Genomic DNA, 20,687 nt, shown 5'->3' on the forward strand with positions numbered 1-20,687 from the left:
TCAATCTGAATATTTGGCACAAAAAAAGCATACTTAGTATTAATAACTATATTTTAAATAATAGGAAATCAGATGTTGATTATAAATGGCACGGCTGAATTAATGCATGATAATAAAGAATTCACTAAAGGAACCCGTCACGAGTTTAATATGTTTTCAAAAGAAATGCCTTTTGAACAACAAATCACCCAAATAGAAGAGTATTTAGTCACTCGCGGTTGGGATAATATTGAAGTAATAAGCAACGGTGTTTTAAATAACAAAGAAGATATAACTCATGATGTATTACTGCAGGCTTATCAAAAAGCACAAAATGAAGGTTTTGCGGTAACTGTAAATAACCAACCTTTAGTTTAAGCTAGCTAACTTAAAAGTTAACGTCTAAAGCTATTGTTTCAATTCTACAAGTTTTCTATACTCAAGATATAGCTAACGAGGAGGTGTCTATGACACACGCATCACTTAAAAAGTATCAACAAACCAACAAAAGCACTGCTCAGCAAGCATCACCTTATCAATTAGTGGCTATGCTCTTTCAAAAGTTGTTAGGCAATATAGCTACCGCTAAAGGCGCTATTTCGCAAAAGAACTATGATCTAAAAGGTACAGAGCTATCAAATGCGATCGCTATTATTGGCGTTTTAGAGGGATCTCTTGATTTTAAACAAGGGGGAGAAGTATCACAAAATTTAGCTTCACTTTATAAATATTGTTCTGAACAGTTATTAACGGCAAGTACCAATAATGATCCAGATAAGCTAGAAGAAATTATCCAAGTGTTATTACCAATAAAGTCTGGTTGGGACTCTATTCCTCTAGAAAGCCAGGGTAGGGTTAGTTTTTAGTGGCTGATTGTACCCAAAAACACCTTAAAAAAATAAATAAAGTATCGCGACAACTTTTGTCGCGCATACTTGCTACTCATAATAACATCCAACTTTCCCCTCTAAAGTCAAACTTAGAAATCACCGAAGAGCAATTAGCAAATAGAGAGAATAAAGAATTAGCTGAATTAACAGAGTTATCCCAAAAGCGACAAATATTGATAACCAAGTTATTTAAAAACAATACAGCTGAAAAAATGAACGCTGAATCCGAACTTGTGCAAGAGATGATAGCGCTTGATATCGAATTAACCGCTAACGCTAAATCATCTAAACAATTAATAACCGAACAAGTCCTTAAAGTGAAAAAAAGTAAAAAAATAACGAAATCCTACCAGAAGTATTAATGCCCATACTCTCTTTAGCCAAACACTATTTATTTGATTGAGCAAAAAAATAGTGAAAACTAAGGGCCAAAGCTAGACACTAATAGCTGTTAAAAATCAGATATAACATCAATCTACTATTCATTACGACGCTATTTATTGCTCTGTTATTCACAGACCCAAGATCTCAATAGTTTAAATTATAAACAACCACACTTATACTTAACTTTATATCGATTATTTTAGTTATTGATCACTTAACTGATTACTTAGAGACGACGCTGGAAAGTGTAATGTCAATTGCCAACCTGCTAAGCGCAAGTAGTGATATATCACAAATCTTTGCTACAAGAGTTAAGGCTCTTGAAAAAGAGATAACTCTAAAACCAGATTTAGGCGTGTTTTCAGCTGTCTTTGTGGAAATTTCAAAACTAGGTATTGATAAGCAGTGAAAGAAATGTAAGTTGAGGCATCAAGAGAGATTGAAGATGTTACCAGTGAAGTAATAAGGATTAGATCAACCATTGGTAGGGCTCATTCTGTTGGTAATTTAACGAATAGTTGATTTATTATTTAATTAGGAACTAATTACTGTAGTTTTATCAATTAAAGGTTAGTTATTTTTTCTAACAACCCCTGGCATATTATCTAATTGAGCCATTAGGTAAGTACTGGTAGAATTTAACTGGGCAACGATCAAATCCATTGCATTATACTGGGAATACAATCGTGCTTCTAATGATTCCATCCTACGTTCAAAAGTTAAATAACTATCATCTAATTTATCTAATTGGCTAGTTCGACTATCAATACGATTTTGAATAACGCCATCGGAGTCAGTATAAAAGCTAGTTAGCCTCTCAAGTGAATTCGCAAATCCATTAGCTGAATCTGACCCCACAAAAAACTGCTGTACACCGCCCACATCGCTATCAATATACTCATTCAAAGTTTCAGTGTCTAAGCTCAACACACCATATTGATCACTTTGCACACCGAGCTGTGAAAGTGATGAAGTCTTACCGTTGCCCATATCAAACTCTTGGCTAAATTGTTGACGTAATTTCCCCATAACGCCACGTAACAATGAATCACCCGCAAGAGGTCCACTGCCACCTTCGCCCGCTGCTCCCAGCTGTTTGCTTAAGACTTGTAACTCATTATAACTTTTAACAAACTTCTCTAAGCCTGATTTAATATTAGCGTTATTTTCTGTAAAGCTAATTTTGCTAATATCATCATCAACCTCGTGCATTTTTTTAGCCGTGATATCTACGCCATCAATAACGTCTTTAAATGTATTTGTACTACTAGTTACTACAAGCGTGTCATCGATAGTAATTTGAGCATCAAGCGCTTCAGTAACCTCAGCCAGATTTTTGATATGATTAAGCGAATCAGGATCTGAAACATCGTAGGCAAGGCGAGACAAACCAAGATTATCAATATCATCGCCACCACTGTCACCAGTAACTGTGGTGGTAATCGCGTTTACAACACCAGTTTCTTTACTGGTCATAATAAGATGTTGGCCAGCATCATCTGTTACTATAGTGGCGATAACAGAGTCATTATCAACACTGTCATTAATTGCATCTCGAATATCACTCAAGGTATCAGTGGCGGAGACTGCAATATCAAAATCACTTTCCGCTACAGCAATATTTAAGGTACCTTCGCCAACAGTTTGATCGCTATCAATGGCACCCGACATCAACTTATGAGCTTGTGCCAAAACATCAACTTTTACTGAATAATTACCTACTTGAGCATCTTTGCTAGCACTCAAACCAACAAAGCTATCTGAACCACTTGCTGCTCGCAATTGATAGTTGTCGGCGTCTGCCAGACTCGATATAGAATTGGTAACACTCTCTAAAGCAGATTTTAATGCACCTATGGCAGAGATATCAGTCGTCATCTCTGCTTGCTGTTTGTTAGCTCGAGAAATAAAAGGGGCTTTCTCCGCACCTACAATAGCACTAACGATTTCACTAACTTGTAAACCTGAGCCTATCCCAGTAAACGTTAAATCAGGCATAAGTCCCCCTTTTATTTTTTATAATGAACACGAAATAATTACTCTGCTTATAAAAAGCAAAGATAGTTATACCTTTGCATCAACAAAACCACCAACCATATCAGACAACTTAGCGACTAAACTTAGTACTTCCTCGGAGGGATATTGCTTAACTAAATCGCCACTGTTTTTATCAATAACCTTAATGACATCACGACCAGAATCTTTATCAACAGTAAATTCTAAACCACGATTCATTTCGCCAACAAAATCTTGCAGTTGTTGTGCCACTTTCTCAAGTTGCTCTGGTGTCAACGGCTTTGTGATATCGTCGTTTCCAACAGTTTTATCAACAACATTTTGCTGAGTAACATTTTTCTCTGCTATGTTGTTATCAATACCTTTTGCTAATGAGACATCACTTTCTGAGTCTTGCTTTTTACTGTACTCAGAAGTTAAATTAGTAGAGCTGAGGTCAAGACCACTTTTTACTATACTCATTATAGACTCCTTATCTTATAACTACACTTGTTAAAGCCAAACCTATTACTAAAACACAAAAAGGAAGAGGTATTTAGGCCCCTTCCTTTTTCACTATTTTAGGCCAAGCTTAGCTAATTTAGCTTTAGCTCTTAATGAGATTAACCGATTAAGCTTAATGCTGCTTGTGGTAATTGGTTAGCCTGCGCTAAAATTGATGTACCGGCTTGTTGCAAGATTTGGTTTTTAGTCATTTGCGCAGTCTCCACGGCAAAATCAGTATCTTGAATTCGACTACGAGACGCTGATACATTTTCCTGGATATTTGACAAGTTGCTAATGGTATGGCCAAAACGGTTTTGCACCGCACCCAAATCAGCGCGTTGGCTGTCAATTCCCGCCAAGGCACCATCAATAGTAGCAAGGGCGCTTTGCGCACCGCCCTCAGTCAAAAGGTCAACATCAGCAATAGCCGAAAAAGTTTGAGCTCCTATTGCTAAATTCTGCGTTCCGACAGCAACCGTTGTATTACCAGTAGTTGCAGCAATGGTTAAACTAGGAGTATCGCCTTTAGCAGTATCGCCTTCAACTATCGCATCACTGAAATCAAGCGAACCTTGAACGTATTGTATCGGTTCAGCGGTAGACGCACCATCTGCCGCCGCATGAGTGACTTTGCCCGTTGTAATTTCAGCGCCTGCCGAATCAGCAGCAGCAAGTGTGTATATCCCAGCAGCTGTAGCTGCACCAGTACTACCCATTGTAATTGCCATGGCAGTACCATCTGCCTTGACAATCGATAGGTCGCCATTAGTATTGATTGCTGCCGTAATACCCGCAGCAGCCAAAGTAGCATCGCCGTTGATTGCACCCATTATATTAGTTTCAGCAGCCGCACTACTAGTGGTAGTGTCTATGCCGGTAAGGGCAACACCATCAATGGTTAAGTCTAACGAACCGGTAGCTGCTGCTGGAGTGGTTACATTGATTAATGCTTCTGTTTGACCGGTAACGCCACTGATCCCGCCCAGTGCATTGATGCTCGCTGCATTTGCAGCCATGCCATCGCTTAACGCTACTGCAGTGGTCTTGCCATTAACGTTAACGTCTAATGAATCACCAACCACGGAAGTTGGCGCTGTAGTTGCGGTTATCCCGCCAAGACCAGTGATGCTTATAGCACCATCTACAGAGGCGCCGTTTGCACCTATATCTTTAGCAGCGGTACTAGTTAAAGTGAATGAAATTGTTTCATTCGCGTTAGAGCCTACTTGGAAATTTTTAGAGCCAAAACTACCATCAAGTAATTGTTGACCACCAAATGAGGTTGTCTCTGAAATACGAGTAAGTTCACTACTTAATGCAGATACTTCTTTTTGCATTGCTTCACGGTCTTCACTTGAGTTTGAACCGTTGGCAGATTGCAAGGCTAATTCACGCATACGTTGTAATATATCGGTAGACGCCTGCATTGAACCCTCTGCGGTTTGTGCCATTGAAATGCCATCGTTAGCATTACGTTGCGCTACACCTAAACCATTTATTTGTGAGGTTAAGCGGTTAGCAATCTGTAAACCAGCTGCATCATCTTTAGCACTGTTAATACGCATACCCGATGATAGACGCTCCATTGATTGTTGAAGACCAGCACCTGACTTAGTTAAGTTACGTTGTGCATTTAATGATGCTGTATTTGTTACTACTGATATAGCCATGTTAAAACTCCTGCTTACATAAATGTAATGCGTTAATTAATTAGTAGATTTTGGAACTATCAGTAGTGCATCAAGTTCCCGTTCTATACACCTTAACGGCAGGAGAAAAATTAACTTTAATCTTTTTATCAAAAAGATTATTGGGCATTGGATTAGGCGACTAAACTCGCAGCTACACAATATTACAACACCCAGCCAACAATCACCGTAGGGGCGACTTTAGTCGTCGTCCATTTATAAATAAGCACAAAAAAAAGCCGAACAATGATTGTTCGGCTTTTTTAAACTCATGACTCTATTTAGGCGACTAAAGTCGCCGCTAAAACCAGCTAAAACTAACCTAACAAGCTAATGGCCGCTTGTGGTATTTGGTTAGCTTGCGCTAAAATTGACGTACCTGCTTGTTGCAATATTTGGTTCTTGGTCATCACTGCAGTTTCTACCGCAAAGTCAGTATCTTGAATTCGACTACGAGACGCTGATACATTTTCCTGGATATTTGCCAAGTTACTAATGGTATGGCCAAAACGGTTTTGCACCGCACCCAAATCAGCGCGTTGGCTGTCAATTCCCGCCAAGGCACCATCAATAGTAGCAAGGGCGCTTTGCGCACCGCCCTCAGTCAAAAGGTCAACATCAGCAATAGCCGAAAAAGTTTGAGCTCCTATTGCTAAATTCTGCGTTCCGACAGCAACCGTTGTATTACCAGTAGTTGCAGCAATGGTTAAACTAGGAGTATCGCCTTTAGCAGTATCGCCTTCAACTATCGCATCACTGAAATCAAGCGAACCTTGAACGTATTGTATCGGTTCAGCGGTAGACGCACCATTTCCCGCCGTATGAGTGACTTTGCCCGTTGTAATTTCAGCACCTGCCGAATCAGCAGCAGCAAGTGTGTATATCCCAGCAGCTGTAGCTGCACCAGTACTACCCATTGTAATTGCCATGGCAGTACCATCTGCCTTGACAATCGATAGGTCGCCATTAGTATTGATTGCTGCCGTAATACCCGCAGCAGCCAAAGTAGCATCGCCGTTGATTGCACCCATTATATTAGTTTCAGCAGCCGCACTACTAGTGGTAGTGTCTATGCCGGTAAGGGCAACACCATCAATGGTTAAGTCTAACGAACCGGTAGCTGCTGCTGGAGTGGTTACATTGATTAATGCTTCTGTTTGACCGGTAACGCCACTGATCCCGCCCAGTGCATTGATGCTCGCTGCATTTGCAGCCATGCCATCGCTTAACGCTACTGCAGTGGTCTTGCCATTAACGTTAACGTCTAATGAATCACCAACCACGGAAGTTGGCGCTGTAGTTGCGGTTATCCCGCCAAGACCAGTGATGCTTATAGCACCATCTACAGAGGCGCCGTTTGCACCTATATCTTCAGCAGCGGTACTACCCATCGTCATCGAAATAGTTTCATTGGCATTAGCGCCAACTTGGAAATTTTTAGTACCAAACGTGCCATCGAGTAATTTTTGACCACCAAATGAGGTGGTATCAGAAATACGGGTCAATTCAGACTGTAACGCTGACACTTCTTTTTGCATTGCTTCACGGTCTTCACTTGAGTTAGAGCCGTTAGCTGATTGAAGTGCTAGCTCTCGCATACGTTGTAGAATATCAGTAGAGGCTTGCATTGCCCCCTCAGCAGTCTGCGCCATTGAAATACCGTCATTTGCATTTCGTTGTGCAACACCTAAACCATTAATTTGTGAGGTTAAACGATTTGAAATTTGCAAACCCGCTGCATCGTCTTTGGCGCTATTTATACGCATACCCGATGACAAGCGTTCCATCGATGTAGCAAGCCCTTGACCCGATTTTGTTAAATTACGTTGTGCGTTTAATGACGAGGTATTTGTGACTACTGATAAAGCCATGATAAAACTCCTAATGTATTAATGTTATTTAATTAGAAGCTTTTTAAAAAAGCCTCTTTAGTCTTATTGAAAAAACAACTGCGCTATTTAATATCGACTTTTGTTGTTTACTGTCTTTTATTCGTACGAATAATAAAGCATGAACTGTGCCACTTAATAAGTGTTGGTATTTAATCTTTAAATATAATTAAACAGGCTTAACCCTTGTACCTTACTAAACGCTTGCTGTGATGCTTGTAAAGCTAACTTTGATTGCTCAAATTCAGAAATAGCCTTAGCAAAGTCTAAATCTTCAATATTAGATTTTCCTTTAGCTAGGTTTAGGGCTGAATCAAGATGACGATTCTCTTGGCTTTCAAGTGTTTGTAAGCGAATACCTGAGTCAACACGTCTCGATGTTATATGGTTCATCGCTGAACTAAGCTGATTGAGTAAAGCGTTGTAGTCTACTTGATGCTGTTCTTGATTAACTGAGACGCTGCCTTTTTCCATCCAAGCAATTGCATTATTGATAGTGTCAAAGACACTCATTTCTTCTTGCTCACTGATGGTAAAGCTATCACCCGGCAAAGGGTTGCCGTTTAGGGTAACGTCGATGCCGTCGAAGGAAATGGTTTGACCTGCGGTATAGGGCGCGGCTGGAAAAACAACACCAGCGCTCCCTGTTACAGTTAAGTCATTTGTTATCGCGTCAAAAGTAAACGTGTAGTCGTGCGGCAGCGCACTAGAGTTGTAGTTATCACGGTTAGTTATTTTGGCGCTTTCAACCGCAACACCTGAGGTGTTCGCGGTGTAATTAGCAGTAAAATCACCTATGGCGTTTTCAACCTTTAAAAAAGCTGCGTCGCCCGCTTGATTAGTGGCTATATTAATATTCTTAGCGACTTGCAACTCTCGAACACCTGAGTCGCCATTGTAAGTAACGCTACCGTCAACATTTTGGCTGAAAGGCTTTTGCTGAGTTTGGTAGCCAGAAAAGATATAGTCACCATTTTCATTTTGACTATTAGCAAGATCAAGTAACTGACTGAAGTTACTTTTTACTTGTTCAGCGAGCGATTGTATGTCTTCACTTGACATACGACCATTATTGGCAAGTAACATATCAGACTTTATTTTATCTAAAATAAGGTCTGCATCAGCAAAGACAATTTCTTGCATATTGTTATGACTTTCAGCCATAGTAATATTACGTTTATATTTTTCAATACTGGCTAAGTCATTGTTGTAGCCGGCTAATGTACTATAAGAAATAGCATCATCTTTTGCGGTTAGCACCCTTTTACCACTCGATAAGTAAGCCATTTGATCATTAACGTCAGAGCTTTTTTGGCTCATTTGCTGTGAACTTTGTAAGTAAAACTGGGCCGTTGAAACGCGCATAAAAATTCCTTACCTGACTGCCGATAAAATGGTGTCAAAAATAGTATTTGCCGTAGAGATTATTTGTGATGCCGCTTGATAAGCTTGTTGGTATCTCAAAAGATTGGCGGCTTCTTCATCAAGATTTACCCCTGATGTTGCTTGGTTGCGATTATAAGCTTGAGTAAATAAGGCCTGTGCGGTATCTGCTGATAAATCAGCATTACTCGCTTTTGAGCCTACTATTGAAGTTGAAACGGCTAAACTTTCACTGAAGGTTTGTTTACCCGCATTTACCACGCCGATTTCTTGGGTTTTTGCCATGGCGACCGCATGATTACCATTACCGACACCAAAGGAATTACCTAAGGTAAAAGTTTCACGCGCATTAGCGCCTGCGCCAGCAAGATCACCTTTAATTTCGATTTGAAAATCAGGTGAACCAGCAGGAATATCAATAATAGCACTCGCCCCTGTCGCATAACTACCTGATGCTATGGCTGGCGTTCCTGGTGGTGGCGTTGATGTGTTATAAACGCGATACTCAAATATACCGGTAGGTATTTGAGCTGCTGGCAGTGGTGGTGGTGGCGTTTCATAAACGTCAATAGTAAGGTCATATCCACTCGCCGCAACAGGGTTAGTTACATTAGTAATTTCTATTTTACCATTGCTAACATTGTTACTTGACGGTGTTACCGCAATCGCTGTACTTGCTGCGATGGCATTACCGTCAGTTAATGTTGCTTGCATTAATGCTGCACTATTTTTAGTCGGTACTATAGTAAACTTGTCACCTGCCTGAAGCGTACCACCCGCAGTTTCGATAAATGAAAAACCATAATCGGGTGTCGTGGGTGTATGAGTACCGGCGGGAATACCTGTACCAGGTCCTCCTAGGTTTTCACTACCACCGGTAGTCAAATTATATAAGGTAAAATCTGTACCATCGAAACGGACTTCAAAGTCATCGGTAGATAATAAAGAGACGTCGTTGATTGCCACTTGAGGTTGCGTGGTACCCGTATTTGATGAAGGTGCTAACGCACGACCTTGTTGTAATTGTGTCGTATTAATATCAGTGAAAAAATTAGCTCCCTGGAAACCATTTAGGTCTAAACCACTGGCCTGACTATCGTTTAATATTGACGATATCGACATCGCTAAGCGATCAATTTCTTTACGCGTTTGGTTTAAATGTTCATCCCTAAATTCAAAATTTGCCGCTAAAGAACCGCCTAAAGTAGAGCCATTTAATGCCACTCGACTATTGCCACTCACTAAAGTCAGCTGTGTTTTATTAGGATCTGGGTCACCAGCCTTTACTTGCACTGTCATCGGCGTAATACCCGCAACAAGCGTGGTACCTTGACCTATCATTACGGTGAGTACACCATTAGCATCTTCTACGGTGGTTACTTTGGTAAACTTACTCAGTTCACCAATTAACTGATCCCGTTTATCAAGTAAATCATTAGGTTGCCCTGTTTGATTTAACCCTTGAGTTTGCATGATGGTTTCGTTAATTTTTGCTAATTCATTGGATATTTCAGAAATTTTGGTAGCAATTTGTTCAATTTCGCCATTAACCGCTTTGGTCATATTGTCAAAATTATTGGTTAACTCATTAAAATCTTTACTTAAAATATTCGCTTGGTTAAGTACAATACTGCGCAAGCCTAAATCATTAGGATTATCGGCAACACCATTGAGCGATTGATAAAAGCTGTTAAGTGAACCGACCACGGCGTTGCCTGAGGTACTCATCACCTGATCTAATTGCGTTAAGCGCCCTTGTAATAAGTCAGCATTACCGAGTTTGCTTTGATTAAGCAGTTGTTCTTTGTGAGAGAATTGTTCGTATAGGCGAGTGATATCGTTAACATAGGTACCAGAGCCAACATAGTTACCACCACTGAATAAACCCACCGATGAATTTTGTTCTGCGCGTTGTCGGTTATAGCCCTCAGTATTAACATTAGCTATATTGTTACCCGTTGTCGCCAGCTGTTGCTGTGCGGCAAGTAAGCCACTAACACCTGTGTTATATAAGTTAACCGACATGACTTCGCTCCTAACCTAACCAAAACTCAATGCATTTATATGCTGAGTACGTATTTACTTATTCAGTAAACTGGTTACGGTTCGAAGTGTTCCCTTAATTTTTTCTGCGTATTTGGGATCCGTCGCATAACCAGCACTCTGTAAGTTATGCAGGAAGTGTTCCACATCGCCAGCTTTGTCTAATGCAGTTTTATAACGCTCGCTATTTGAGAGGAACTGAATGTAATCATTAACACTGTCGCTAATCGTTTGATAAACACGAAAGGGTTCACGTTTTTTAACCATAGCGCCTTGTTCAAATTCAAGGGTTTCTTTATTAATTTTGTCGCCGTCCCAACGTTTGTCAGCTTTAATATTAAACAAGTTGTTAGAGCTTTGACCATTTTCCGTTTTGATGATTTTTTGTCCCCAGCCAGTTTCTAATGCGGCTTGAGCAATAACGACTTCAAAAGGAATATTTAATTTTTCTTCGACACGTTTAGCATCTTCAGTTAATGCCATAACAAAATCTTTAGGTTGTTGATACTGCGGCTCTTGCATGGCAAGCGTTTCATAAACAGATGGTTTGTTATCTAGTGGGTTTACGCTTTTAGATGAAGAAGGCGCTCGCTGTGGCATATCAAATAATGCTTGTCGGCTATTCGTTGCATGATCACCCGAGTCATTAGTTTGACGATCCTTAGCTGAAATAAGGATCCCTGTCTCAACAATTGACTTGCCTTTATTATTATCTTCGCTAAGTAAGCCGTTATTTTTACTAAAGCGATTATCACTTTGTAAAAATGATTGCGGGGTGAAACTTTCAGTATCGCCGCCTAGCTGGCGAACAATTAAGTCTGATAAACCTAAAGAGCCATTGTTTGATAATTCTAATGACATTTGTTGGTCATGCATATCACGATAAAATTTGGTACTTTCTGAGTTAAATGGACTATCTGACTCTAAAACTTCTTGTGCTTTACGCATGCTTTTCATCAGCATTTGCATAAAGATCGCTTCAAACTGCTTAGCAGCTGTTTGTAAAGCCGCATCTTTTGAGCCTTTATCCGTTTCTTTAGACTGTTGGCGAATAGAGTTCAAGCCATTAATGTCTAAAAAATTCTGAGAATTAGCCGTCACCGATGCCTGCGGTGCAAATGAAGTTAGTGAAGATTGAGTCGGTGTAGTCATAAGCTTTATTGATCATTAAATAATGATCAATTCTCCTCTTAATGCACCCGCTTGTGATAAGGCTTCGAGAATTGCCATTACGTCACCAGGACCGGCACCAATTTCATTAATGGCGCGAACGAGTGTGTCTAAACTTACTCCAGGATTGAAAACAAACATCCGGTTATCATCTTTATTGACGTTAACTACCGATTGATTCGTTACCGCCGTATTACCATCAGCAAAAGCATTAGGTTGTGAAACATCTCGTGTTTCATTAATCGTAACGGTAATACCGCCATGAGTTATGGCGGCAGGTAATAAGCGCACATCAGAGCCAATAACGATGGTACCTGTGCGAGAATTAACAATAACTTTCGCCGCAGGACGTGAAGGTTCGAATTCTAAATTTTCTAATGCGGCAAGAAAACTAACACGTTGGCTAGCATCTCTTGGTGCATTGACTTGAATGGAGGTTGCATCGAGAGCACGAGCAATAAACGTTGAAGGATCGTTGATATTAGCAAACTCGCTATTAATTACTCGCTCTAAATTTCTCGCACTACTAAAATCTGAATCCCTAAGATTAAAGGTAATATAATCGCCAGAAGTAAAGGGTGAAATAACTTCACGTTCAACCATAGCACCATTAGCAATACGGCCAACGGTTGGGGTATTAACAATCACCTTTGAACCATCTAAACCTTCTGCACCTAAACCACTGACCACTAAACTGCCTTGCGCAACCGCATAAGCATTGCCGTCAATGCCCATCAGAATAGTTTGTATTAAGGTACCGCCACGTAAACTTTGCGCACTGCCCATTGAAGAAACAGTTATATCAATTTTTTGACCAGGTTTTGTAAACGCAGGAAGTTCGGCATGAACAGCAACCGCAGCAACATTTTTAATTTTTGGTTTTAAATTAGCCGGCATAGTAATACCAAAATTACTTAGCATGGTTTTAAAACTTTGTTCGGTAAATGGGCTTTGTTCGCCTGTGCCAGGTAAACCAACCACTAAACCATAGCCAACCAACTGGTTACTGCGGACACCGGCAACATCAGCTAAATCTTTAATGCGTTGCGCAGAGCTCATCGAGCTAAGCAAAAGTGTTACCGCTAATACAGTCACTTTCATACTTGTGGAAAAAGTGTTCATAATAATACCTATTGAAAGTCTTTGTTGAATTAACTCTACAGTGGCCACCAAGCGCTACTAAAGAAACTCGATAACCAACCTTGTTCTTGTACATCGGCAAAAGTGCCTGTGCCTGCATATTCAATGCGCGCATTAGCAATTTTACTGGAAATAATGGTGTTACCTGAGCTGATATCCTGTGCCCGAATAACCCCAGTCAATCGAATAAATTCATCACCGTTATTTAAACTCATCCATTTTTCGCCACGGATCATCAGATTACCGTTCGGTAAAACACGTAAAACGTGCACAGAAATATTACCGTTTAAGCTGTTACCCTGATTAGACTTTGAATCACCTTTAAAATCACTTCCTTGGTTGTAACCAAACTGTATGGCATCGTTTTGAAAGTTAACCGCTCCGCCTCCTAAACCAATAATGGGGTCTAAGCTGGCACTGTTTGCTTTCTTCAATTCAGTTTTAGCATTTTTTTTAGCTTGGGTACTTTCACTCAAAATGACTGAAATGATGTCGCCAACACGATGAGCTTTTGAGTCAGAATAAATATTATTGACATAATTAGCTTTAAACAGTGACCCTGTTGGGATAATAGACGCTTCTTCCATTTCAGGTAAGATCGGCGCAAAGTCAGGATCATCGGGTAACGTTTTTGCCTGTTCAATACTGGCACAACCGCTTATTGATAGAAAAAGGATAACGAATACTAAGCGAATTTTCATAAGAGCTTCCTTAACGTTATAACTGCTGATTAATATAACTAAGCATTTCATCAACTGCTGAAATTACTTTTGAGTTCATTTCATATACCCGTTGGCTTTCAATCAAGTTAACAAGTTCTTCGGTAGTATTTACATTCGAGGTTTCTAGCGCGCCTTGCACTATCATGCCAAAACCTTCTAAACCCGGAACCCCTTCTTGTGGGGCACCACTAACAGCGGTTTGAATGTATAAATTTTGTCCTATCGGTTGCAAACCCGTAGGGTTAACAAAGTTAACGGTATTAATTTGACCTATAACAGCGGGATCAGGTTGACCCTGCAGGGTTACAGATACTTCACCATCTTGAGAAACAATAATACTTAACGCATCGGGTGGGATCGTTATTTGTGGTTGAATTAAATAACCCGCGCCTGGTGTTACCATATTGCCTTCTTCGTCCATGGTAAATTGACCATTTCTTGAATAAGACGACGTACCGTCTGGGAGCTGTACTTCAAAAAAACCTTCACCTTGGATCATTAAATCTAAAGCGTTATCGGTAGTTTGCATATCACCTTGGGTATGAATTTTTTGCGTAGCAACCACTTTTGTACCCGCACCAAGCATTAAGCCTGAAGGCATTTCTGTATCTTGTGCTGAACGACCACCCGGTTGATTAATCGTTTGGTAGAGTAAATCTTCAAATACCGCCCGACTTTTCTTAAAACCTATGGTACTAGCGTTAGCTAAATTATTAGAAATTACCGCAATATCTTTTGTTTGCGCATCTAACCCTGTTTTACTTATCCATAATGCTGGGTTCATAAATCACCTCAAAAATTATTTATTTAAATTAGAAAGCACGTAATAAAGATGCTGAACTTGCATCAACTTCTTCGGCCGTTTTCATGAGTTTCAATTGCATTTCAAACTGTCGCTGCAAAGAAATCATCGCGGTCATTTCCCCAATAGGGTTTACGTTGCTTGCTTCAAGCATGCCGTTTTCTACTTTAACATTGACGTCAGCGTTCTCATTTAGTCCATCTTTTCGACGAAACAAGCCATCCGCACCTTTGGCTAACTCTTGTACCCTAGGGTTAACCATTTTTAGACGTCCCACTTCTTCTTGAAGTGAACTGGGCGCACCTTCAGGCTGAACCATAATGGTGCCGTCTTTACTGATATGAATATTATTTACCGGCAGAGGTATAAATATCGGCCCGGTATCTCCCAAGACAAGTTCACCTTTGGAGGTTTCTAAAGCACCTTCTTCGTTAAGTCTAAATTGGCCATCACGGGTATAACCTTCAGTGCCATTTTCTGCTTGAACCGCAAACCAACCAGGCCCTTGAATAGCGAGATCTAAATCCCGAGAAGTTTGCATTAAAGAACCACTGTCAAAGTTTTGGCTGGCATTTTCTGTCATGGCAAACACACGAGAAGGCAAGCCTTCACCAAAAGCTTGCATTGAACGCGCCTGCGCTAAATCGGCTTTAAAACCTGTAGTTTTAGCGTTTGCAAGGTTGTTAGCATTAACGGCAAGCGAATGCATATTTTGTTTCGCACCGCTCATTGCGATATAAAGCATTTTGTCCATAACAGATCTCTAAAATTGTATCTTACTATGAGAAATGCAATAACAATGCCAGAAGAAATATAACTGCGAGAAAATAAAGAGAAAGGAATTAAAAAGATAAACAACATCGTCGTTCGAAACTGGTAAAAAAAAAGATAAAACATCTGCATGTTTTATCTTTTTTATTTCAAACTAGATTATTTTAAATAATTTATTTATCGAATTTGTAAAATAGTTTGGTTCAGTTGATTATCAACTTCTAATGCACGAGAGTTAGCTTGGAAATTTCGTTGTGCTGAAATCAAGTCGATTAATTCAGTGGTTAAGTTAACATTTGATTGCTCTAATGCCGATGAATTAATGGTACCAAAAGTACCTGAACCCGCTTCACCAGCCAATGCTTCACCAGAACTAATGCTTTCTTTCCATGAAGTATTACCAATTTGCGTTAAGCCTTGTTCATTAGCAAAATTCACTAAAGCGATACGAGATAATGGCTCTGACGTACCGTTGCTGTATGTCGCTCGAATTAAACCATCACTGCCAATATCTATCCCGGTTAATCGACCAACCGCTAAACCATCTTGCTCTAACGAAGTTACTTCAAAGTTTGAAGCAAACTGCGTCGGTTCATTTGGATTAGGGCCAAGCGGGTCTAAATTAAAATTAATTTTTACAGTTTGAGCTGGATCAGCACCATTGGCTAATATCGTTGGTCCAAGTGGCACAGTAATAGCACCACCGTCACCTGGCATAGGTAATTGTGCAACGAAATCACCTGAAGAATCAAAGTACATACGCATGCCAGTAACACCACCACCTGCTGATAATGGACCTGAATTATCGCCACCTTGTGGGTTTGATATCGGCGTTCCAGGGGCTGCTGTTGGATCTGGATCTGTCTGTCCACCTGGATCAGCTAAATCTACCGGTATGCCATCAACGCCAGCAAACATCATCCACTCGTTAGCATCAGACGAAGGATTATCTTTAATAAAGTAATAAGTCATTATATGACTATCACCTAATGAATCAAAAATAGTCACTGAGGTTGAATGGTTAAAAGTCAAAGGATCATCGGGATCAAAGTTACCTGGCGCACTACTAATGAAAGAGTCACCAGCAGGTAAGTTCATTCGTACGTCTACTTCACTGGTTTTCTGAGGAGCACCAGAGGCCGTAGGAATACGAATAGGCTCTGCCGTACTTAAACTTACCGACGCAGAGGTGCCGTCAGGGTTGACTGGAAAACCTAATAAATGCTCACCTGCCGAGTTAACAACAAAGTTACTGTCATTTAATTTAAACTGACCTGCTCGGGTATATGACGTTTCTAATGAGTCGAGTTCAGGTACTGTTGCATAAAAACCATTACCGGTAACGGCTAAATCTAACGCGTTATTAGTAAACTGAATACTACCTTGTTGAAACTGCTGAGCGACGTCTGCCGTCAAAACACCGTCACCTACTTTTGTTTTACCAGAAGCAAGTAATGATGCAGCATACACATCGACAAATTCCGCACGCGATTCTTTAAAACCTGTGGTATTGACGTTAGCGATGTTATTTGATGTAACATCCAAATCTTTTTGAGCAGCGTTTAATCCGCTCAACGCTATATTAAATGACATAATTGCACCTCATATAAAAAATTGTTTATCTTAATTACTGCTAATTTTCGAGTATTGACTCTTCATTGAAATAACAGTGGCTTAAATTTATTAAGTTCGACGAACTATTAATTTAACCTTCTGATACTTCCACCACATCTGCTAGTGCCATGGAGCTGCCACCATTAAGATTTAATAAAATATTTCCACCTGAACCCGCTAACGTTACGCTATCAACTTTACGATAGGTCATCGCTTGCAATTCTGATGCTTCACCTTCTACTAAGCCTGCAATTCTAAAACGATAAGCACCTTGTGGAGCGGGCTCGCCATTTGTCATTTTGCCGTCCCAATTGAAGGTAAACTCACCTTTGGCAACACTGCCAACAGGAACCGTTTGAATGAGTTCACCGGCGGTATTTTCAACATAGATGTTGACATTGCTCGCCGCTTTATCTGTGATCATTTTGCCTTTAACCGCTTCACCTTCAGCCATGCCAAAAACGTTATCATCAACTAAAACGCTACGGCCAACTAACGAGGAGGCTTGTAAGGCTTGGCTAGAAGACATCGATGCCGCAAACGAAGTAAATTGTTTGTTCAAGGTTGCTACACCGTCGGTCGTTGAAAACGCGGTCATTTGCGAAATCATTTCATTATTTTCAACGGGCTTAGTCGGATCTTGATGAGAAAGCTCTTTGGTCAGTAACGCAAAGAAATCTGCTTGCGTTAACATGCCATTGCCATTATCCGTCGTTGTAACATCTTCCTTTTGCCAGCGCATGCCATCTAAAGGTTTGCTACCGCTTACTGTTTCCATATTTTATCCCACCTTTAATTGTTACTTGCCAAGCTGCAGGGTTTTATTCAGCATATTCTTTGCTGATTCAGCCAATTGAACATTTGTTTGATATGAGCGTGATGCCGAAATCATATTGGTCATTTCTTCGATCACGTTGACGTTCGGTTTATAAATAAAACCATCTTTGTCTGCCATTGGGTGTCCTGGAGAATGTTGAATGTTTAAAGGTTGATCGCTTTCAACAATACCTAAAACTTTTACACCCACGGCTGAATCGTCTTGTCCTGCGGCAGCTTTTTGCATCTCTGCGGCAAAAACCGGATGCCGTGCTCGATAGGTTGCATCAACACTGCTGCTAACACTATCAGCATTAGCAATGTTACTTGCTGTGGTATTTAAGCGAACAGATTGAGCGCTCATACCCGTGCCAGATATAGTAAATACGTTAAATAGGCTCATAATTATTGCCCTGCTCCGGTGATGGCTTTTTTCAAGCCTTTAATCCTGCCAGTAAGAAATTGAAGACTGGCTTGATACTGCATTGAGTTTTCTAGATACAAGTTTCGTTCCACTTGTGCATCTACTGTATTTCCATCGCCAGTATCTGCTTGATCTGGTGTTCTAAACTGCACACCATTGTTGCTTGAAATGCGAACATCAAAATGCTTATCGTGGGTACGTGACATGCCTGTTTGTTGTTTTTGAGAGGCTTGCGCTAAGGCAGACTTAAAGTCCATACCCTTGGCTTTATAGCCGGGTGTATCTGCATTAGCGATATTACTCGCAATAACTTCTGCACGTTTAGCACGAACAGCAAGTGTTTGCGGATGAATGCCAAGTGCTTTTTCAAAAGTGATAGCCATAGTGTTACCTCCAAATCAATGAAGATAACTATACAATTTCTATGCCAAAGGAGATTTTAGTGGGGTGATTATTTCTTTTTCTGGTAAATAATACCGGGATTACAGCGAACCATATTAAAGTTTTGGTTTAAACCAGTTAGTGATTCTGAGGCGCCAAGAAAGAGGTAACCGTTAGGATTTAACACCCCTTCAATTTGAGATATTATTTGCTTTTTAATTTCTGGTGCGAAGTAAATCAATACGTTACGACAAAAAACGATATCAAACTTACCCATTAAACTATAACTATTTAATAGGTTTAGTTGTCTAAAATTAACCATTTTTTTAATCGAGTCTTTGACTTTTGACATACCTTTATCGCCATTTTCAAAAAACATTCTTTTGCGTTCGGCAGATAAACCTCGTGACAAAGCTAAATTGTCATAATGACCATACTTGCAATGTTCAAGCATAGTATTAGAGATATCAGTGCCAATAATTTGAACACCTCCCGAAAACGCGCCAGGATTACTTTGCTTAAATTCTTGTACTGCCATAGCAATAGAATAAGGTTCTTGGCCTGAAGAGCTTGCCGCTGACCAAATTTTCAAAGGCGTTCTTTGATTTTTAAACTCAGGAAGTAAACGTTTTTTCAATAGTTCAAAGGGGTACTCATCACGAAACCACAATGTTTCATTGGTTGTCATGGCGTCAATGACCGCAGCGCGTAACTGTCTTTCTATTGGGCTAAGAGTACGAGTAACTAAATCACCTAAGGTGGCAACATCAAATTTCGCCATTAAAGGGGCTAAACGGCTTTTCACTAGGTATTGTTTATTTTCACCTAAGACGATGCCACATTGTTTCTCTAGGAAAACTCTAAACTGATGATAACTGCTATCATCAAGCTGTCGGTCTGACACTACGATATTCCGCCTTAAATTATTATTATCATTGAGTAACGATAGAATACGCTACAAATAACGGGTTAATTAGCATTATTTGCTAGTTCATCTTTTTTTAACCATTTTTTTACTGCTGTGGCTAATTCATCAGGATGAAACTTGGGAATAAAATCTTCGGCACCTACTTTGGCAACCATAGCATTATTAAAAACACCGCTTAATGAAGTATGCAAAATTACCGGCATGGCTTTTAATCGGTCATTATTTTTAATTTCAGCGGTTAAGGTATAACCGTCCATTTCAGGCATTTCTATATCAGAGATAAGCAAAGCCACTTTTTCAGTAATTGATGTATGACACTCGGCTTCTATAGCGAGTAATTGATCTAAAGCGTCTTGGCCATTTTTAGCTAATAGCATAGTTAACCCTAAAGGCTCTAATGCTCTTCTCACTTGATTTCGTGCCACGGTTGAATCATCTGCGATCATAATTACCCGTTCGCCAAGGTCAACACCAACACTCGCATCAACAACATCTTCACTTAACTCTGTTGAGATAGGACTAATTTCATTTAAAATTTTCTCTACATCTAATATAGAGACCATTTTTTTGTCTATTTCAGTAACAGCCGTCAAATAACTTGATTTACCGGCGCCTTCTGGAGGAGGCATAATATCTTTCCAGCTTAGCGTGACTATTCTCTCAACACCTCCAACTAAAAACCCCTGCACACTGCGATTATATTCAGCGATAATGACAAAGGAGTTTTCATCAGGAATTATTTCAGGCCCACCTGTTGATTTACTCAAATCGATCACCGAAATCGTTTGTCCACGAATATGGGCAACACCTTTAATGAAAGGGTCTTGACCTGGTAATAAGGTTAAACGCGGACAAGGCATAACTTCACGTACTTTAAAAACATTAATACCAAAACGTTGTGATCCGATTAAACGAAAAAGTAATAGTTCAAGCCTATTCTGCCCAACCAACTGAGTACGTTGATTTACTGAGTCTAAAATTCCTGCCATACAAACCTCATTTTACTTAATTCACAAAAAGGCACACTTCTTGATTGTGCTTACTAATACATATTGAACGTTCAATTTTTTGACGTTTAGTGCGTATTCGTCTGCTTTTACTTATTGTTAAACTGATAGATAAATTAAGCATAGACGAGTATTTTAATTTCCCTAGCAAATA

Annotated in this window: 21 protein-coding genes; 4 read left to right on the plus strand and 17 right to left on the minus strand. The window is 39.9% G+C overall.

The window, feature by feature from the left end:
* Window positions 1-72 precede the first annotated feature (72 nt).
* From ESZ26_RS07545 to ESZ26_RS19205, 4 genes are all read left to right on the plus strand, one after another.
* The gene (locus ESZ26_RS07545; RefSeq protein WP_146799131.1) at window positions 73-357 is read left to right on the plus strand and encodes a hypothetical protein; all 285 of its coding nucleotides are present in this window, start codon (window positions 73-75) and stop codon (window positions 355-357) included.
* Window positions 358-446: 89 nt separating this feature from the next.
* Window positions 447-845, plus strand: coding sequence for a flagellar export chaperone FliS (gene fliS, locus ESZ26_RS07550; RefSeq protein WP_146799132.1), 399 nt, complete (start codon window positions 447-449; stop codon window positions 843-845).
* Entirely contained in the window at window positions 845-1,231 is a 387-nt protein-coding gene (locus ESZ26_RS07555; protein WP_146799133.1) for a hypothetical protein, read from the plus strand. The genes fliS and ESZ26_RS07555 overlap by 1 nt, the downstream gene beginning before the upstream one ends.
* Window positions 1,232-1,503: 272 nt before the next feature.
* On the plus strand, window positions 1,504-1,662 hold the full coding sequence (locus tag ESZ26_RS19205; protein WP_170246333.1) for a hypothetical protein: 159 nt from the start codon (window positions 1,504-1,506) through the stop codon (window positions 1,660-1,662).
* A gap of 161 nt (window positions 1,663-1,823) precedes the next feature.
* Here the strand turns inward: ESZ26_RS19205 and fliD are convergent, their stop codons facing one another.
* The 17 genes from fliD to ESZ26_RS07640 all read right to left on the minus strand — a co-directional run bounded on the left by fliD (window position 1,824) and on the right by ESZ26_RS07640 (window position 20,515).
* Complete coding sequence (gene fliD, locus ESZ26_RS07560) at window positions 1,824-3,251, minus strand: flagellar filament capping protein FliD (RefSeq protein WP_146799134.1); 1,428 nt, start codon at window positions 3,249-3,251, stop codon at window positions 1,824-1,826.
* Window positions 3,252-3,317: 66 nt separating this feature from the next.
* The gene (locus tag ESZ26_RS07565; protein ID WP_146799135.1) at window positions 3,318-3,731 is read right to left on the minus strand and encodes a flagellar protein FlaG; all 414 of its coding nucleotides are present in this window, start codon (window positions 3,729-3,731) and stop codon (window positions 3,318-3,320) included.
* Between the two features lie 140 nt (window positions 3,732-3,871).
* Complete coding sequence (locus tag ESZ26_RS07570) at window positions 3,872-5,425, minus strand: flagellin (protein WP_146799136.1); 1,554 nt, start codon at window positions 5,423-5,425, stop codon at window positions 3,872-3,874.
* A 335-nt stretch (window positions 5,426-5,760) separates the two neighbouring features.
* Complete coding sequence (locus ESZ26_RS07575; RefSeq protein WP_146799137.1) at window positions 5,761-7,314, minus strand: flagellin; 1,554 nt, start codon at window positions 7,312-7,314, stop codon at window positions 5,761-5,763.
* A gap of 177 nt (window positions 7,315-7,491) precedes the next feature.
* Window positions 7,492-8,697, minus strand: a complete 1,206-nt coding sequence (gene flgL, locus ESZ26_RS07580; RefSeq protein ID WP_146799138.1) for a flagellar hook-associated protein FlgL — start codon at window positions 8,695-8,697, stop codon at window positions 7,492-7,494.
* Between the two features lie 9 nt (window positions 8,698-8,706).
* The gene (flgK, locus tag ESZ26_RS07585; protein WP_146799139.1) at window positions 8,707-10,740 is read right to left on the minus strand and encodes a flagellar hook-associated protein FlgK; all 2,034 of its coding nucleotides are present in this window, start codon (window positions 10,738-10,740) and stop codon (window positions 8,707-8,709) included.
* Between the two features lie 54 nt (window positions 10,741-10,794).
* Window positions 10,795-11,910 carry a flagellar assembly peptidoglycan hydrolase FlgJ gene (gene flgJ / locus ESZ26_RS07590; protein WP_146799140.1) on the minus strand — a complete coding sequence of 372 codons (1,116 nt, stop codon included), beginning with the start codon at window positions 11,908-11,910 and terminating at the stop codon, window positions 10,795-10,797.
* A 15-nt stretch (window positions 11,911-11,925) separates the two neighbouring features.
* Window positions 11,926-13,050 (minus strand): flagellar basal body P-ring protein FlgI, encoded by a 1,125-nt coding sequence (locus ESZ26_RS07595; RefSeq protein ID WP_395880899.1) that lies wholly within the window; start codon window positions 13,048-13,050, stop codon window positions 11,926-11,928.
* A 35-nt stretch (window positions 13,051-13,085) separates the two neighbouring features.
* A complete protein-coding gene (gene flgH / locus ESZ26_RS07600) occupies window positions 13,086-13,769 on the minus strand; it encodes a flagellar basal body L-ring protein FlgH (RefSeq protein WP_146799141.1) in 684 nt (227 codons plus the stop codon).
* A gap of 16 nt (window positions 13,770-13,785) precedes the next feature.
* Entirely contained in the window at window positions 13,786-14,574 is a 789-nt protein-coding gene (gene flgG / locus ESZ26_RS07605; protein ID WP_070374649.1) for a flagellar basal-body rod protein FlgG, read from the minus strand.
* A gap of 28 nt (window positions 14,575-14,602) precedes the next feature.
* Window positions 14,603-15,346 (minus strand): flagellar basal-body rod protein FlgF, encoded by a 744-nt coding sequence (gene flgF / locus ESZ26_RS07610; protein WP_146799142.1) that lies wholly within the window; start codon window positions 15,344-15,346, stop codon window positions 14,603-14,605.
* Between the two features lie 194 nt (window positions 15,347-15,540).
* On the minus strand, window positions 15,541-16,956 hold the full coding sequence (flgE, locus tag ESZ26_RS07615; RefSeq protein ID WP_146799143.1) for a flagellar hook protein FlgE: 1,416 nt from the start codon (window positions 16,954-16,956) through the stop codon (window positions 15,541-15,543).
* Window positions 16,957-17,068: 112 nt separating this feature from the next.
* Window positions 17,069-17,755 carry a flagellar hook assembly protein FlgD gene (locus ESZ26_RS07620; protein WP_146799144.1) on the minus strand — a complete coding sequence of 229 codons (687 nt, stop codon included), beginning with the start codon at window positions 17,753-17,755 and terminating at the stop codon, window positions 17,069-17,071.
* A gap of 21 nt (window positions 17,756-17,776) precedes the next feature.
* On the minus strand, window positions 17,777-18,196 hold the full coding sequence (gene flgC, locus ESZ26_RS07625; protein WP_146799145.1) for a flagellar basal body rod protein FlgC: 420 nt from the start codon (window positions 18,194-18,196) through the stop codon (window positions 17,777-17,779).
* Window positions 18,197-18,198: 2 nt separating this feature from the next.
* The gene (flgB, locus tag ESZ26_RS07630; RefSeq protein WP_146799146.1) at window positions 18,199-18,600 is read right to left on the minus strand and encodes a flagellar basal body rod protein FlgB; all 402 of its coding nucleotides are present in this window, start codon (window positions 18,598-18,600) and stop codon (window positions 18,199-18,201) included.
* A gap of 68 nt (window positions 18,601-18,668) precedes the next feature.
* Window positions 18,669-19,502 carry a CheR family methyltransferase gene (locus tag ESZ26_RS07635; protein WP_146799147.1) on the minus strand — a complete coding sequence of 278 codons (834 nt, stop codon included), beginning with the start codon at window positions 19,500-19,502 and terminating at the stop codon, window positions 18,669-18,671.
* A 65-nt stretch (window positions 19,503-19,567) separates the two neighbouring features.
* Window positions 19,568-20,515: a chemotaxis protein gene (locus ESZ26_RS07640; RefSeq protein WP_146799148.1), complete on the minus strand. Its 948-nt coding sequence runs from the start codon at window positions 20,513-20,515 to the stop codon at window positions 19,568-19,570.
* Between the last annotated feature and the right edge of the window lie 172 nt (window positions 20,516-20,687).

The organism is Colwellia hornerae (assembly GCF_007954355.1).
Taxonomy (GTDB): Bacteria; Pseudomonadota; Gammaproteobacteria; order Enterobacterales; family Alteromonadaceae; genus Colwellia_A; species Colwellia_A hornerae.